The 14,132-nt window shown below is 66.2% G+C and carries 17 protein-coding genes; 9 read left to right on the top strand and 8 right to left on the bottom strand.

From position 1 onward, the window contains the following. A partial coding sequence (locus IE122_RS18435; protein WP_229814352.1) for a hypothetical protein occupies positions 1-180 on the top strand: 180 nt, incomplete at its 5' end. 203 nt (positions 181-383) lie between these two features. Here IE122_RS18435 and IE122_RS17095 read toward each other — a convergent pair. The 7 genes from IE122_RS17095 to pspF all read right to left on the bottom strand — a co-directional run bounded on the left by IE122_RS17095 (position 384) and on the right by pspF (position 8,579). Beyond that, positions 384-920 (bottom strand): DUF1697 domain-containing protein, encoded by a 537-nt coding sequence (locus IE122_RS17095; RefSeq protein ID WP_189622462.1) that lies wholly within the window; start codon positions 918-920, stop codon positions 384-386. 412 nt (positions 921-1,332) lie between these two features. Continuing rightward, positions 1,333-4,053, bottom strand: coding sequence for a translation initiation factor IF-2 (infB, locus tag IE122_RS17100; RefSeq protein ID WP_189622463.1), 2,721 nt, complete (start codon positions 4,051-4,053; stop codon positions 1,333-1,335). 24 nt (positions 4,054-4,077) lie between these two features. Then, positions 4,078-4,803, bottom strand: coding sequence for a DUF448 domain-containing protein (locus IE122_RS17105; protein WP_189622464.1), 726 nt, complete (start codon positions 4,801-4,803; stop codon positions 4,078-4,080). Next, positions 4,784-6,403 carry a transcription termination factor NusA gene (gene nusA, locus IE122_RS17110; RefSeq protein ID WP_189622465.1) on the bottom strand — a complete coding sequence of 540 codons (1,620 nt, stop codon included), beginning with the start codon at positions 6,401-6,403 and terminating at the stop codon, positions 4,784-4,786. Before nusA ends, IE122_RS17105 begins: the two co-directional genes overlap by 20 nt. Before the next feature lie 3 nt (positions 6,404-6,406). Then, entirely contained in the window at positions 6,407-6,979 is a 573-nt protein-coding gene (gene rimP / locus IE122_RS17115; RefSeq protein WP_189622466.1) for a ribosome maturation protein RimP, read from the bottom strand. Positions 6,980-7,173: 194 nt separating this feature from the next. Beyond that, positions 7,174-7,488, bottom strand: coding sequence for a hypothetical protein (locus IE122_RS17120; RefSeq protein WP_189622467.1), 315 nt, complete (start codon positions 7,486-7,488; stop codon positions 7,174-7,176). A gap of 83 nt (positions 7,489-7,571) precedes the next feature. Then, a complete protein-coding gene (pspF, locus tag IE122_RS17125; protein ID WP_189622468.1) occupies positions 7,572-8,579 on the bottom strand; it encodes a phage shock protein operon transcriptional activator in 1,008 nt (335 codons plus the stop codon). Positions 8,580-8,739: 160 nt separating this feature from the next. On the opposite strand from pspF, the gene IE122_RS17130 reads away from it, so the two are divergent. The 6 genes from IE122_RS17130 to IE122_RS17155 are packed head-to-tail and all read left to right on the top strand — an operon-like array spanning position 8,740 to position 10,958. Further along, positions 8,740-8,934, top strand: a complete 195-nt coding sequence (locus IE122_RS17130) for a hypothetical protein (RefSeq protein WP_189622469.1) — start codon at positions 8,740-8,742, stop codon at positions 8,932-8,934. Between the two features lie 52 nt (positions 8,935-8,986). After that, complete coding sequence (gene pspA / locus IE122_RS17135) at positions 8,987-9,667, top strand: phage shock protein PspA (protein ID WP_189622470.1); 681 nt, start codon at positions 8,987-8,989, stop codon at positions 9,665-9,667. Positions 9,668-9,712: 45 nt separating this feature from the next. Continuing rightward, positions 9,713-10,090, top strand: coding sequence for a PspC domain-containing protein (locus IE122_RS17140; RefSeq protein ID WP_189622471.1), 378 nt, complete (start codon positions 9,713-9,715; stop codon positions 10,088-10,090). 43 nt (positions 10,091-10,133) lie between these two features. Next, a complete protein-coding gene (locus tag IE122_RS17145) occupies positions 10,134-10,415 on the top strand; it encodes a hypothetical protein (protein ID WP_189622472.1) in 282 nt (93 codons plus the stop codon). Then, positions 10,412-10,708, top strand: a complete 297-nt coding sequence (locus tag IE122_RS17150) for a hypothetical protein (protein WP_189622473.1) — start codon at positions 10,412-10,414, stop codon at positions 10,706-10,708. Before IE122_RS17145 ends, IE122_RS17150 begins: the two co-directional genes overlap by 4 nt. Before the next feature lie 25 nt (positions 10,709-10,733). Continuing rightward, complete coding sequence (locus IE122_RS17155; protein WP_189622474.1) at positions 10,734-10,958, top strand: hypothetical protein; 225 nt, start codon at positions 10,734-10,736, stop codon at positions 10,956-10,958. Here the strand turns inward: IE122_RS17155 and IE122_RS17160 are convergent, their stop codons facing one another. Beyond that, positions 10,959-13,025, bottom strand: coding sequence for an NAD(+) synthase (locus IE122_RS17160; RefSeq protein ID WP_189622475.1), 2,067 nt, complete (start codon positions 13,023-13,025; stop codon positions 10,959-10,961). It lies immediately after the preceding gene. A 220-nt stretch (positions 13,026-13,245) separates the two neighbouring features. Here IE122_RS17160 and IE122_RS17165 point away from each other — a divergent pair, with 220 nt between their 5' ends. Both IE122_RS17165 and IE122_RS17170 read left to right on the top strand, forming a co-directional pair. After that, positions 13,246-13,653 carry a SufE family protein gene (locus IE122_RS17165; protein WP_189622476.1) on the top strand — a complete coding sequence of 136 codons (408 nt, stop codon included), beginning with the start codon at positions 13,246-13,248 and terminating at the stop codon, positions 13,651-13,653. Positions 13,654-13,660: 7 nt separating this feature from the next. Further along, positions 13,661-14,020, top strand: coding sequence for a YbaN family protein (locus IE122_RS17170; RefSeq protein ID WP_189622477.1), 360 nt, complete (start codon positions 13,661-13,663; stop codon positions 14,018-14,020). The last annotated feature ends 112 nt before the right edge of the window (positions 14,021-14,132 follow it).

Consider the following 14,132-nt stretch of genomic DNA (forward strand, 5'->3'; position numbering starts at 1 on the left):
TCGAAGGCTGAAGCCAGCATCCGACTGAAGTCGGAGGGTTTGCTCCTCACTTGGGACACTAAACGTCGGGGCGCATTTGCTATATTTCGCGTTGGTCCTATGCCGGTCCTTATCGCTGTCATCGCGATGGAATGTTATCCGAATTATCTGATTGAAACTACGTCGGTAATTTCAATGTGAGCGACTTAGACCACCACCTTCGACGGGTTGCGGTATAGAGTTTGACGGGAACCCCGGCGGACACTGGCACCAGACGCCCGCCGGGGCGCGTCAGCGGCGAAGGTGAAGCTCCCTCGTTGGCGATGGCCCGGACGATCTTGCCGAGATTCATGCCGTGCTCGAAGGTCAGGGCGGCGCGTCATGTCGAGTGACGCGCCGCCCTTTCACATCTTGTCGAGGATGCGGCGCAGCGAATTGATGTTGCGGGCGGTGTGCCGATGCTTGAGCCGCCGGGTGATGTAATCGCCGGTCAGCCGGGTGCGCGCCACGCCATCGACATAATCGACGAAGAGGCAGCGCCGGCCCAGCGCCATCTTCTCCTCGTCACCGCGTTCCTCATGGTCGGCCACCAGCTTTTCGAACTGCGCCTTGGTGGGCTGGCCTTCGAGGAAATGGGTGTGGACGCGCTTGTCCTCTCCCTTGTCGGCAAAGGGGTTTTCATCGATCGCGGTCCGCACTTCGTCCTTCGTGCGCACGGCGACGAAGCTTTCGATGTCGAACCGGTCGGCCATCATGTGCGCGAACAGTTCCTCCAGCCCCTCGGTCGGCCGGTCGTCGTAGTCGAACAGGACATTGCCGCTGGCCACCACCGTCTCGACATTCGCGAACTCCTCGCGCTCGAACGCGTAGCGCAAGTCCGCCATCGACAGGCGATTGCCGCCGACATTGATGGAACCGAAGAAAGCGCAGTAGCGGGTCATCTTGAAAATTCTCGCGGTGTCGGTTACACAATGCCCAGCATCGACAAGGGTTCACATCCCTGCCCGGGCCCGGATGTTCCAGCATCCGGGCTCATTGCATATTGGGGGCCGATATTCCAGCACCGGCCCCCTCACCGGCTACTTGCGGCTCAGCTCAATGAGCTTCACGACAAGCTGCAGCAGCGCGACCAGGAAGGTCGCTCCGCCGAGCACCAGAAAAAGCATCGATTCAAAGTTCACATGACATCACCTGCCCTTCCGCCGCAGGTTGCGGCGCAGGGACGGTAAGGCATTCGCTGCTGTGTACCGGATTAATTCCCTGTCATCGCCGGGCGAACCGGAGCCACGAAAAGGGCCGCAGCGACCGTAAGGTGCGCTGCGGCCCGATTTGGCTTGCCGTGCGAGCTGGCAGTTACCCGATGGTGCGTTCGCGGTGGCTGATCTCAAACAGTTCGAGGTGATCGCCCGGCTTGATGTCGTTGGTATCGGCCAGCACCACACCGCATTCCAGACCGGCGCGGACTTCGTCCACGTCGTCCTTGAAGCGGCGCAGCGAGGCGATGGTCGTGGCCGAGACGATGACGTCCTGTCGGGTGAGACGCGCGGCCAGACCCTTGCGGATGAAGCCTTCGACCACCAGCAGGCCGGCCGCCTTGTCGCGCTTGCCGGCCGGGAAGACCTGCTTGACCTCGGCGCGGCCGACCACGGTTTCGATGCGCTCGGGGCCCCAGATGCCGGCCATCTGCTTGGCAACCTCGGCGGTCAGCTCGTAGATGATGTCATAATACATCATCGACGTCTTGGTCTTCTCGATCTGCTCGCGCGCCTTGGCGTTGGGGCGGACGTTGAAGCCGATGATCGGCGCTCCCGAGGCGGCCGCCAGGGTCACGTCGGTCTCGGTGATCGCGCCCACGCCCGAATTGAGGACGCGGACCTTGATCTCGTCGTTCGAGAGGGCATGCAGCGCGGCGACGATCGCCTCGGTCGAACCCTGGACGTCGGCCTTGACCACCACCGGGTACTCGATGACCTTGGCCTTGTCGGCCAGCGCCGAGAACATCGTGTCGAGGCTGGCGGGCGCGGTCGCGGTGCGCTTGGCGGTCGCCTGTTCCTGACGCCACGAAGACACTTCGCGGGCGCGCTGTTCGCTATCGACCACGGTCAGCTTGTCGCCGGCCATCGGCACGCCGCCGATGCCGAGGACTTCGACCGGCATCGAGGGCGGGGCAACCTTCACCTGGCGGCCCTTGTCGTCGAGCATGGCGCGCACGCGCCCGCTCTCGGTGCCGACCACCAGGATATCGCCGACCTTGAGGGTGCCGCGGTTGACCAGCACGGTGGCCAGCGGGCCCTTGCCCTTGTCGAGCTTGGCTTCGATCACGGTCGCCTCGGCCTCGCGGTCGGGGTTTGCCTTGAGTTCGAGCAGTTCGGCCTGGAGCAAGATCTTCTCGATCAGTTCGTCCAGACCCTTGCCGGTCTTGGCCGAAACCTCGACGTCCTGGACGTCGCCCGACATTTCCTCGACCACGATCTCGTGTTCCAGCAGGCGCTCGCGCACCTTCTGCGGGTTGGCTTCGTGCTTGTCGCACTTGTTGATCGCCACGATCATCGGCACGCCGGCGGCCTTGGTGTGATTGATGGCCTCGATCGTCTGCGGCATGATCCCGTCATCGGCGGCAACCACCAGCACCACGATATCGGTCACGTTGGCACCGCGCATGCGCATCTGGGTGAAGGCGGCGTGGCCCGGCGTATCGAGGAAGGTGACGAGATCGCCGCCCTTGGTCTTGATCTGGTACGCACCCATGTGCTGGGTGATGCCGCCCGCCTCGCCCCGCACGACATCGGTGCCGCGCAGCGCGTCGAGCAGGCTGGTCTTGCCGTGATCGACGTGGCCCATGATGGTGACCACCGGCGGACGCGCCTGCAGCGTATCTTCGGCATCGACGTCGGCAGCCGAATCGATATCGACGTCGTTATCCGACACGCGCTGGATGTTGTGGCCGAATTCCTCGACCAGCAGCTCTGCGGTATCCTGATCGATGGTCTGGTTGACGGTGACCATCATGCCCAGCTTGAACAGCGACTTGACCAGGTCAGCGGCCTTTTCGGCCATGCGGTTGGCCAGTTCGGCAACGGTGATTGCCTCGGGCACCACCACGTCGCGGACCTGCTTCTCGCGCGGCTGGCTCATCCCGCCGAAGTGGGCGCGGCGTTCCTTTTCGCGGGCGCGCTTGAGCGCGGCGAGCGAGCGGGCGCGGGCACCCTCGTCATCGTTGAGCGCGCGGGTGACGGTCAGCTTGCCCGACTGGCGACGATCGCCGCCCTTGCGGTCGCGATCGGGGGCGCTGCGCGGGGGCGGTGCGCCCTTCTTGGCGGCACCGGCACCAGCGCCGGCGTTGCCGCCACCGCTGGGAGCCGCGTCGGAACGGCGGGCAGGAGCAGTCGCTGCGGTGGCCGCCGGAGCGGCTGCGGCGGCCGCAGCGGGGGCTGCGGGTTCGGGCTTGCGCACGATCGGTTCGGGGCGCTTGACGGGGGTAAACCGGCGCGGGGCAGGCGCGGCTTCGGCTTCAGTCTCTTCGACAGGTGCGTCGGTTTCAACAGCGGCATCCGCAGCGTGGTCAGCTTCGGGCGCTGCGACGGCGGCCGCTTCGGAGGTTTCGGGCGCGGCCGGCTCGGCTTCGGGCTGGGCGGCTTCGACAGCCGGCTCCGCAACCTTGCGGTTTTCCTCGGCGCGACGCTTTTCCTCTTCCAGCGCGCGCAGCCGTTCGTCTTGCTCGCGCCGGCGGTTTTCCTCGGCGAGGCGCAGCCGGTCTTCCTCGGCTTCGCGCTGAAGCCGGGCGACCCGCTCCTGCGGCGTTTCGCCGGCAGGCACAGCCGGGCGGCGCGGCGGCGGGGGCGCGACCGGGGCCGATGCGGCGGGAGCCGGTGCCGGCGCTTCGACCGGAGCTTCGACGCGCGATTCGGCCGCCGCTTCACCGGGCTTGCCGATGATCTTGCGCCGCTTCACCTCGACCACGACCTTGTTGGTCCGGCCGTGGCTGAAGGTCTGCTTGACCTCACCCGCTTCCACAGAGCGCTTCAGCCCCAGCGGCTTGCGGCCCAGTGTCGGTTTGTTGTCGGTCTCGCTCATAAGTCTCGTCTTCGCCCTTCGGTCTTAATTCAACGTCGCGCAGGAGGCATCGGGTGCCGCTGCGTTCTCATCATTCGGTTCGGCCGGGTTCCGGCCTTCGGCCCGCCCCTGGAATTTCAGGAGGCGCTGCAGCGACTGCCCGACCCGTTCGGCCGCGCCACGATCGCTCAGCGCCAGGTGAACGACATTGTCGCGGCCCAATGCCACAGACAGCGTCGCGCGGTCCAGTGGCAAGCGCGTGCCCTGAAGCCCCGATCCCTCTTCTTCGCGTCCGACCCGCCAGGCCTGATCCAGCTTGCGCGATCCGTCTTCGGCGGCATCGGCGGCGTGGGCCAGCCAGGCCACCTTGCCGTCACGGGCGTTCTGCGCGATGCGGTCCGAGCCCAGAAGCAGCCGGCCGGATTTCACTTCCAGCCCCAGCCTGTCGGTAAAGGCGCGGGTCAGCGCCTGTTCGATGCGATCGCCAAGGTCATCCGGGATGGTCAGCGCGGCACCCTTGTAGGCACGCGCCAGCGCACCCTTAAGTTTGCCCTTCGCCAGGGCGATTTCAAGACCCTGGCGATCGACGCCGAGCCATGCGCCGCGACCCGGCGCGCGCGCATGCACGTCCGGGAGCACCAGCCCATCGGGTGAGATCGCGAGACGCACGAATGCATCCCGCGCGGCTTTTTCGCCGGAGAGGATGCAGGTCCTCTCCGGGCCGTGGCCATCGATGTCGGAGCTTACGCGCTCATTGTGAGGATTCCGCATCAGCGGCCTCCTCTGATTCGGGTTCGTCGTCGAACCAGTGCGCGCGGGCAGCCATGATGATCTCGTTGCCCTGCTCTTCGGAGAGGCCGTATTCGCCGAGCACGCCGCCCTTGTCCTCGTCGCGGGCGCGGCGGGCCACGGTGCCGTCGCGGCGGCGCTGTTCGGTGCGCTTCTTGGCGATCAGCTCGTCGGTCGCCAGATCGGCGAGATCGTCGAGCGTCTTGATGCCGCCCTTGCCGAGCGTGACCAGCATCGCCTCGGTCAGGTGCGGCAGTTCGGCCAGCGCATCTTCCACGCCCAGCGCACGCCGTTCCTGACGGCTCGCTTCCTCGCGGCGCTCCAGCGCTTCGTGGGCGCGGCTTTGCAGCTCTTCGCCCAGTTCCTCGTCAAAGCCTTCGATCTGGGCCAGTTCGGCCAGGTCGATGTAGGCGACTTCCTCCAGCTCGGTGAAGCCTTCGGCGACCAGCAACTGCGACAGCGTCTCGTCCACGTCGAGCTCGTCCTCGAACATCTTCGAGCGCTCGATGAATTCCTTCTGGCGCTTCTCCGAAGCTTCCGCCTCGGTCATGATGTCGATCTGCGAGCCGGTGAGCTGCGAGGCCAGACGCACGTTCTGGCCGCGACGGCCGATGGCGAGCGAAAGCTGGTCATTCGGCACAACCACTTCGATCCGGCTTTCTTCCTCGTCGATGACGACGCGGCTGACAGTGGCCGGCTGGAGCGCGTTGACGACGAACGTCGCGGTGTCCTCGCTCCAGGGGATGATATCGATCTTTTCGCCCTGCAGTTCCTGGACGACGGCCTGGACGCGGCTGCCCTTCATGCCGACGCAGGCGCCGACCGGATCGATCGAGTGATCGTGGCTGATGACGCCGATCTTGGCGCGGCTGCCCGGATCGCGGGCGGCGGCCTTGATCTCGATGATGTTGTCGTAGATCTCGGGCACTTCCTGCGCGAAGAGCTTCTTCATGAACTCAGGGTGCGCGCGCGACAGGAAGATCTGCGGGCCGCGGTTCTGGCGTTCCACCTTAAGGACGATGGCGCGCACCCGCTCACCCACGCGGGCGGCTTCGCGCGGGATCTGCTGGTCGCGGCGGATCACGCCTTCGGCGCGGCCGAGGTTGACGATCACGTGGCCGAATTCGACCGACTTGATGACGCCGGTGATGATTTCGCCGGCGCGATCCTTGAATTCCTCGTACTGGCGCTCACGCTCGGCATCGCGGACCTTCTGGAAGATCACCTGCTTGGCCGATTGCGCGTCGATGCGACCCAGGTCCACCGGCGGCAGCGGATCGACGATGAAGTCGCCCAGCTTCGCGCCGGCCTGCAGCTTTTCGGCCTGCTTGAGATCGACCTGCTTGAAGTAGTCCTCGACATGCTCGACCACTTCGACGACGCGCCACAGGCGCAGGTCGCCGGTACGCGGATCAAGCTTGGCGCGGATGTCGTTTTCCGCGCCGTAGCGGTTGCGCGCCGATTTCTGGATCGCCTCTTCCATCGCCTCGATGACGATCGACTTGTCGATCATCTTCTCCGAAGCGACGGAGTTCGCAATCGCGAGCAGTTCGGCACGGTTGGCGGAAATCGCGCTGGCCATGGCTTAGTCTTCCTGTTCTTCAAGAATGTCGTCCGCACCGCTCGTATCGAGCGGGCGGGTGGCGGCGATCAGCCGGTCCGTCAGGACCAGCCGCGCGGAATGAATGGTGTCGAGCGGGAACGTCACGCGGCCGGACTTCCTGTCCTCCAGCGTGACCATCTCCTGGCCGTCCGGGCCCTCGATCCCGACAAGATCGCCGTTCAGCGCCTTGCGGTTGCCGTCGACCGGCGCGGTCAGGTTGATCTTCGCTTCGTGGCCGGCCCACTTGGCATAGTCACTGGCGCGGGTCAGCGGGCGATCGATGCCGGGCGAGCTGACTTCGAGGCGATAGGCATCCTCGATCAGCACCTGCCCGGCTTCCTCCAGCGCATCGATGCGCTCGGAGATGCGGTGCGACAGGGCCACGCAATCATCCAGCACGAGCTGCCCGGTAGCGGGGTTTTCCGCCATGATCTGCAGCGCGATCTCGTCATCGCCGACTTCGCTCTTGGCGAAGATCTTCACGCGCACGAGATCGAACCCCAGGGCTTTCACCTCTGGTTCGATGACTTCGACAAGGCGCGCGATATCGGCCAACGGGTTCTCCGGTTGCCGGACTGTCCGGCGTGCGATGGATCAGCGATGCAACGCGGTTTCGCGCCGGCCCCATCCGGCGCCAGCCCGATCCTTGTTTCACCAATGACGGGATGGATGCGCAGATAGTCTCATCCGCGCTCAAACGCAAGGGTTCTTCAGGGCCTCTTCAGCGGCCCCCTGAGCAGCCCCTTACGCTACTGCTCGGGATCTTCCTCGCCCAGCACTTCGCGGGCTTCGGCGGCACCGGCGCCGGCGCGTCCGGCGGTATCGAGCGGGCGCACGGCGGGGGCATTGTCGTCCGCCAGCCGCAGCACTTCGGACGCCGCCGAATCGCGCTGCGCCGCTTCACGCGATGCCGCAGCGCGGGCGGCAGAGCGCACCAGCTCCGGATCGAGCGGTGGCGAATGCGTCTCCGGCCAGTAGTTGATCGCCAGCCAGGCAAGGCCGCCGATCAGCGCCAGCATGGTGATCCACACCAGCCAAGGATTGATCCGTTCCTGTCCGTGCATGCCGTTGGTTGCGCTTCTTGCCGTGATGGATGACGCGGCACTGTACCGCAGAGACCTTTTACGCCCGGTAAACCATGCGGCGTTCAGTCTTTCGCCAGCGCGTGCCGCTTCAGGCAATGGCGAAGCTGGTCATAGCTGAGCCCCAGCGCCTGCGCCACCTTGCGCTGGTTCCAGCGGTGGCGCTCCAGCGCGGCGGCGATCAGGCCGCGCTCGTAAGCCTCGACCGTTTCGCGCAAGGATGCCGGGGCAGAGGTCGGCAATGTTGGTTGGGGTGCGGGAGCCGGGGGCGGCGCGACCGACGCCGCAGCACCCACCCGCCAGGGGCTGGCGAAAGGATCGAACACCACTTCGTCCACCGGCTCGTCCTTGCGGTCCCAGCGGTAGACCGCGCGCTCCACCACGTTGCGCAGTTCGCGCACGTTGCCCGGCCAGTCGTGTCCTTCGAGCGCCGCCACGGCGGCGGGGCCGAAGCCGGGCCAGATGTCGCGGCCCAGCTCACTCGCCATGCGGCGGCCGTAGTAATCGGCAAGGTCGATCACATCGCCTTCACGCTCGCGCAAGGGCGGCAGGGTGATGACCTCGAAACTCAGCCGGTCGAGCAGGTCGGCGCGGAATGCGCCCGCCTGCGCCATGGCAGGCAGGTCGGCATTCGTGGCCGCGATCACCCGCACGTCCACCTCGATCGGGCAGGCGGCACCGATGCGGGCGATCTCGCCATATTCGATCGCGCGCAGCAGCCGCTCCTGCGCCGCCATCGACAGGTTGCCCAGCTCGTCCAGAAACAGCGTGCCGCGATCGGCTTCCTCGAACTTGCCGGCCCGGGCCCGTGTCGCCCCGGTGAATGCCCCCGCTTCGTGGCCGAACAGCTCGGCCTCGATCAGCGTTTCGGGCAGTGCCGCGCAGTTGAGCGTGACGAGCGGTTCACCCCAGCGCGGCGACAGGCGGTGGAGGCGCTGGGCGATCAGTTCCTTGCCGGTCCCGCGCTCACCGATGATGAGCACCGGGCGGCGCACCGGCGCGGCGCGGCTGGTCCGCTCCACCGCATCGAGAAAGGCTCCGGACTGGCCGATGAACTGTACATCGCGATCCATTCCCGATAATTAGCGAAATTTCCCATCATTTGGCAATTCATTTGGCATTCATCCGCTGGATGACCGGCGCAAACCGCGCAATTCCGCCCTTCCGCCGGTTTGGCACGCTCCCTGCTATATCTCCGGCAACCCGCAACAACCGCCATGCAGGACCGTCGCCATGCCTTCTCCCGCCGCCCTTCTCCGCCTGACGACAGCTTCGGGCCGCCGGCCGAATGCCGTCGCGCTGGCCGTGCTGGCGATCGCCACGCTGCTCGACATGGCGATCCTGGCGGGGGCGCTCGGCGGCGGCGACGCGCTGGCCACCCCGGTCCGCGCACCCGCTACCTGCGGCTGCTCGATCCCGCTTTCCTGATTTCGCCGACCCGCCGCCAATCGCACCCCGCCCCACCAGAAGGACCAACAGGATGGGTATCTTTTCCCGCACCCGCGACATCATCGCCGCGAACTTCAACGACCTGCTCGACAAGGCCGAGGACCCGGCCAAGATGATCCGCCTGATCATCCTCGAAATGGAGGAGACCCTGGTCGAAGTGCGCACTTCCAGCGCGCGGACCATCGCTGACCAGAAGGAACTGCGCCGCCACGTCGCCAAGCTCGAATCGTTCCAGGCTGATTGGACCGACAAAGCCCAGCTCGCGCTGTCCAAGGACCGCGAGGATCTGGCCCGCGCGGCGCTGCTCGAAAAGAAGAAGGCGGCCGACATGGCCGACCAGCTTCGCGGCGAGATCACCGTGCTCGACCAGTCGCTGCGCGCATACGAGGAAGACATCGACAAGCTGCAGACCCGCCTGCGCGAGGCGCGCAGCCGCCAGAGCAGCATCGCCGCCCGCCTGCAAAGCGCCGAAAACCGGGTCAAGCTGCGCTCGCTCCTGTCGAGCGAGCGGGTCGACGAGGCGCTGCTGCGCTTCGAGCAGATGGAGCGCCGGGTCGATTACGCCGAAGGCCGCGCCGAAGCGATGGCGATGGGCGACCGTCGCACGCCGAGCCTGGCCGAAGAAATCGCGGCGCTGGCCGATGGCGACAAGATCGATGCCGAGCTGGCGGCGATGAAGCGCTCCATGGGCGGCGCTCCCGCCACCGACTGACCCGCTGCCGCCTAACGTCACGCATTCAAAGGGAAGGAAAGCACAGTGTCACGCGGACAGTTCTATCTCGACAAGGCCAATGCCCGCTTGTGGGGGGTATGCGCCGGCATCGCCGACTATACCGGCATCCATGCGTTCTGGGTCCGGCTCGCCACCGTGCTGCTGACGCTGTTCGGCTTCACCCTCACGATCCCGGTCTACATCGCCGTCGCGCTGATTGCCGACAAGCGCCCGCTGGCGCTCTATTCCGAGGCGGAGGAGGCGCGGATGCTGCGCCGGGCCGCCCGCCGCAGCGCCACCGCGCCGCGTTCCGCCCGGGTCCATGGCGATCTGACCGACATGGACCGGCGCGTGGCCGATCTCGAATGCTACTACCGCCGCAGCAATCCGCGGCTCGCCGCCGAGATCGACTCGCTGCGCTGATCGCGGCATAACCGCTGCGACCCGGCTGACAGGACCTGGCCCCATGTCTGAACTTGGAATTCTTGTGCCCCTTGCCGGCATCGGCGTCGGCGCGCTGGCGGTGTGGACCCGCCACCAGCGCCGGCTTGTCGAAATGGGCATGACCGTGACCGCCGAAAAAGCGGCGCAATACGCCTCGCAACACCGCGCTTTAGAAGAACGGGTGCGCGTTCTGGAGCGGATCATCACTGATGGCGGGTTCGACACCGCGCTCCAGATCGAGGCGCTGCGCGACCAGCGCGCGGTCGAACGCACGCGCGACGGGCCGCAGGAGAAAGGATCATGAGTGCCGAAGACGTTTTCGCGCTGGCCGCGCTGATGGCCGGCCTGGCCACGATCGCCGCGATCCTTGCCGGTGCCTACAAGCGCCGGTTGGCCTTCCAGGAGCGCAAGCTGGCGATCACGGCGACGCAGACCGCCGAGAAAGCGGCGCAATATGCGTCGGAAAAGGCCACGCTCGAAGCTCGTGTGCGGGTGCTGGAAAGCATTGTCACCGACGGCAGCTTCGATACAGCCCGCCAGATCGATGCGCTGCGCGATGAACGGCCCAGTGACGGTGCCGGGCCGGCGGTGAACTGAGCGGCAGGACGGGAGGAACAAGCACATGGATTTCTGGACCGCCGTCGTCCTGATCGTCGCTATCGGCTGCTTCACCTCGATGCGGCTGAAGCGGCATGCGCCGCGGCCGGGCGCGGAGCCGGGCGACACCGGCGAGCTGGAACGCGAAGTGGCGCGGCTGCGCGAACGCATCGCCGTCCTTGAACGGCTGGCGACCGACCGCCAGCGCGGCCACGATCTGGCGCGGGAGATCGAATCGCTGCGCGACTGATCAAGCGGCGGGCAGGCGCGCCTTCAGTTCGTCCAGCCAGACCGCCGCGCTGGCATCGGACGGCGCGCGCCAGTCACCGCGCGGCGACAGCGCGCCGCCGGACGAGACCTTCGGGCCGTTGGGAATGGCCGAGCGCTTGAACTGCGAGAACGCGAAGAACCGCGCGAGAAACTTTTCCAGCCAGGCGCGGATTGTCGCAAGGTCATAGGCGTCCTTGCGATCTTCCGGGAAACCGTCGGGCCAGTCGCCTCGGTCCGCCTCGCGCCAGGCGTGCCAGCACAGGAACGCTACCTTCGACGGCTTCTGTCCGAACCGCATGACATGGTGCAGGAAGAAGTCGTTCAGCGCATAGGGCCCGATCTTGGCCTCGGTGCTCTGGATCGCGCCGTCCGCCCCCGCCGGGACCAGTTCCGGCGAGATTTCCGTGTCGAGGATCGCCAGCAGCACCGCGTCGGTTGCCGCATCGAACTGGTCACCGCGCGCGCACCAGCGGATCAGGTACTGGATCAGCGTCTTGGGCACCCCGGCGTTGACCGCATAGTGGCTCATCTGGTCGCCCACGCCATAGGTGCACCAGCCCAGCGCCAGCTCCGAAAGGTCGCCGGTGCCGATCACGAAGCCGCCATGCTGGCTGGCGAGGCGGAACAGGTAATCGGTGCGCAGGCCTGCCTGCACATTCTCGAACGTGACATCGTAGATCGGCTCGCCGTTCGCGAAAGCGTGGCCGATGTCTTCCAGCATGCGCGTGGCGGCGGGGCGGATGTCCATCTCGTCGGCGGTGATGCCCAGTGCGTTCATCAGTTTCCAGGCGTTCGATTTCGTGCCGTCCGAAGTGCCGAAGCCGGGCATGGTATAGCCGCGGATGAACCCGCGCGGCAGGCCCAGCCGGTCGCAGGCCCGCGCGGCGACGATCAGCGCGTGGGTCGAATCGAGCCCGCCCGAAACGCCGATCACCATGGATTTCGCCTGCGTCGATTCGATCCGGCGCATCAGCCCATCGACCTGGATATTGAACGCCTCGTAGCAATCGGCATCGAGCCGGTCGGCGCGGTCGGGCACGAACGGGAAGCGGCTGAGCGGGCGCACCAGCCCGATATCGCCGCCGTGCGGGGCGTGGCGAAAGCCGATGGTGCGGAACGTGTCCTGCGGGTTGCCCGCTGCCTCGCCGGCATCGTTGAAGGTCGGCACCCGCAGCCGGTCCATGTCGATCCGCTCGCAATCGACATCGGCGATGCACAGTTCGGGCGATAGCGAGAACCGCTCGCTCTCGGCCAGCAGATCGCCCAGCTCGTAGATCACGCCTTGCCCGTCCCAAGCCAGATCGGTGGTGCTTTCGCCATGCCCGGCCGCGCTGTAGACATAGGCGGCGGTGGCCCGCGCCGATTGCGAGCGGCACAGCATGTGGCGCTCGTCCGACTTGCCGATGACGATGTTGGAGGCCGAAAGGTTGCACAGGATCGTCGCCCCGGCCAGCGCGCCGAGCGAGCTGGGGGGCGTTGCCGCCCAGAAATCCTCGCAGATTTCGGCGAAGAAGCGGAAATGCGGCAGCACTTCGGACGCGAACACCAGATCTACGCCGAACGGCACCTCCTGGCCGCCGACGCGGATCGTGCGACCCCGGATCGCCTTGCCGCTGGCAAACCAGCGCTTTTCGTAGAACTCGCGATAGTTGGGCAGGTACGATTTGGGCACCACCCCAAGCAGTCGCCCGTGCGCGATCGCCAGCGCGCAGTTGTAAAGCCGCCCCTTGTGGCGCAGCGCCGCGCCCACCAGCAGCACCGGCGACAGATCGGCACTGGCGCGCACGATCTCCGCCACCGCCGCCTCCACCGCCTCGATCATCGCTGCCTGCAGGTGGAGGTCATCGATGGCATAGGACGACAGGCACAGTTCCGGGAACACCAGCAGGTCCACATGCGCCGCATGCGCCCGCCTCGCTTCCGCCAGCACGGCGGCGGTGTTGTGCGCCACATCTGCCGTGCGCACGTGCGGGGTGGATGTGGCCACGCGCACGAAGCCGTGTTCGTGCATGGCGAAGAAGGGGTGGCTGTGGTCGGTCTTCGGCATGTTCGTGAAACCCGGTTCCCTCTTCTTCGTCATTCCCGCGAAAGCGGGGACCCAGTTGATGCCTTGCGCGACACCCGCCATCGGGAGATGGGTTCCCGCCTTCGCGGGAATGACGGGTGGGTGCTTGCACATGTGTGCCTGGCAATTCCCTGACACAGAACGCGCAAGGCTGGCAACGTCCCCCTTGCTCCGCCAGCCCATCGCCCTACATGGCATGGCCATGCGCAGCCTCGATGATATCCGCGAAGAATACGAATTTCTCGATGGCGACGAACGCTATCGCCTGCTGATCGAGCTGGGCCGCGAGCTTGATCCCATGCCCGATGCGCTCAAGACCGATGCCACGAAAGTGCGCGGCTGCTCGGCCAGCGTCTGGGTCTATCCGATGGCGCAGGACAACGGCACCCTGCACTTCCTGGCCGATAGCAACGCGGCGATCACCAAGGGCATCGTTGCGCTCGTCATCAGCGCGGTTCAGGACCGCCCGGCCGCCGATGTCGCCGCCTGCGACGTCGCCGCGGCGCTGGCACCTTTCGATCTGAAGAACCAGCTTTCGTCCAACCGCACGCAGGGCGTGCCCAACATGATTGCTCTTATCCGGGAAACCGCCGCCCGCCTCGCGGGTTGAAGGCGTCATGCACCGGTTAGGCCGCACATTCTGGCTGTGCCTTGGCCTTTTCTTCGTGGCGCTGGGCACGATCGGCATATTCCTGCCGGTCATGCCGACCGTGGTGTTCTACCTGCTGGCCGCCGGCTGTTTCTCCAAAAGCCACCCGCACCTTGCCGAAAAGCTCTACAATCACCCCACGCACGGCCATCACTTGCGCGCCTGGCGCGAACGGCGCGCGATCAGTCGCAAGGGCAAAGTCAGCGCGATCCTGGCGATGACCGCCAGCGTGCCGTTCACCTGGTTTACCGTGGGCTGGCCGTGGGTGCTGGTCCCGGCCGCAGTGCTGGTGATTATCGGGCCATGGATATGGACGCGCAACGAATAGCGCCGCCTCGCGCCTCGCCCGCGACATCGTCAATCATATGATTTCGTCACCCCGGGCTTGACCCGGGTGTGGATTCACATCCGAAGTGCAACGGGTTGAAAGTTTCGGCTGG

It is taken from the genome of Novosphingobium colocasiae (assembly GCF_014652555.1).
Lineage (GTDB): Bacteria > Pseudomonadota > Alphaproteobacteria > Sphingomonadales > Sphingomonadaceae > Novosphingobium > Novosphingobium colocasiae.

Bases quoted from the DNA above. Each gene is read 5' to 3' on its own strand.
- IE122_RS17095 (WP_189622462.1), bottom strand. From the start codon at position 920: ATGACCCGCTACTGCGCTTTCTTCGGTTCCATCAATGTCGGCGGCAAT.
- infB (WP_189622463.1), bottom strand. From the start codon at position 4,053: ATGAGCGAGACCGACAACAAACCGACACTGGGCCGCAAGCCGCTGGGG.
- IE122_RS17105 (WP_189622464.1), bottom strand. From the start codon at position 4,803: ATGCGGAATCCTCACAATGAGCGCGTAAGCTCCGACATCGATGGCCAC.
- nusA (WP_189622465.1), bottom strand. From the start codon at position 6,403: ATGGCCAGCGCGATTTCCGCCAACCGTGCCGAACTGCTCGCGATTGCG.
- IE122_RS17120 (WP_189622467.1), bottom strand. From the start codon at position 7,488: ATGCACGGACAGGAACGGATCAATCCTTGGCTGGTGTGGATCACCATG.
- pspF (WP_189622468.1), bottom strand. From the start codon at position 8,579: ATGGATCGCGATGTACAGTTCATCGGCCAGTCCGGAGCCTTTCTCGAT.
- IE122_RS17130 (WP_189622469.1), top strand. From the start codon at position 8,740: ATGCCTTCTCCCGCCGCCCTTCTCCGCCTGACGACAGCTTCGGGCCGC.
- pspA (WP_189622470.1), top strand. From the start codon at position 8,987: ATGGGTATCTTTTCCCGCACCCGCGACATCATCGCCGCGAACTTCAAC.
- IE122_RS17145 (WP_189622472.1), top strand. From the start codon at position 10,134: ATGTCTGAACTTGGAATTCTTGTGCCCCTTGCCGGCATCGGCGTCGGC.
- IE122_RS17150 (WP_189622473.1), top strand. From the start codon at position 10,412: ATGAGTGCCGAAGACGTTTTCGCGCTGGCCGCGCTGATGGCCGGCCTG.
- IE122_RS17155 (WP_189622474.1), top strand. From the start codon at position 10,734: ATGGATTTCTGGACCGCCGTCGTCCTGATCGTCGCTATCGGCTGCTTC.
- IE122_RS17160 (WP_189622475.1), bottom strand. From the start codon at position 13,025: ATGCCGAAGACCGACCACAGCCACCCCTTCTTCGCCATGCACGAACAC.
- IE122_RS17165 (WP_189622476.1), top strand. From the start codon at position 13,246: ATGCGCAGCCTCGATGATATCCGCGAAGAATACGAATTTCTCGATGGC.
- IE122_RS17170 (WP_189622477.1), top strand. From the start codon at position 13,661: ATGCACCGGTTAGGCCGCACATTCTGGCTGTGCCTTGGCCTTTTCTTC.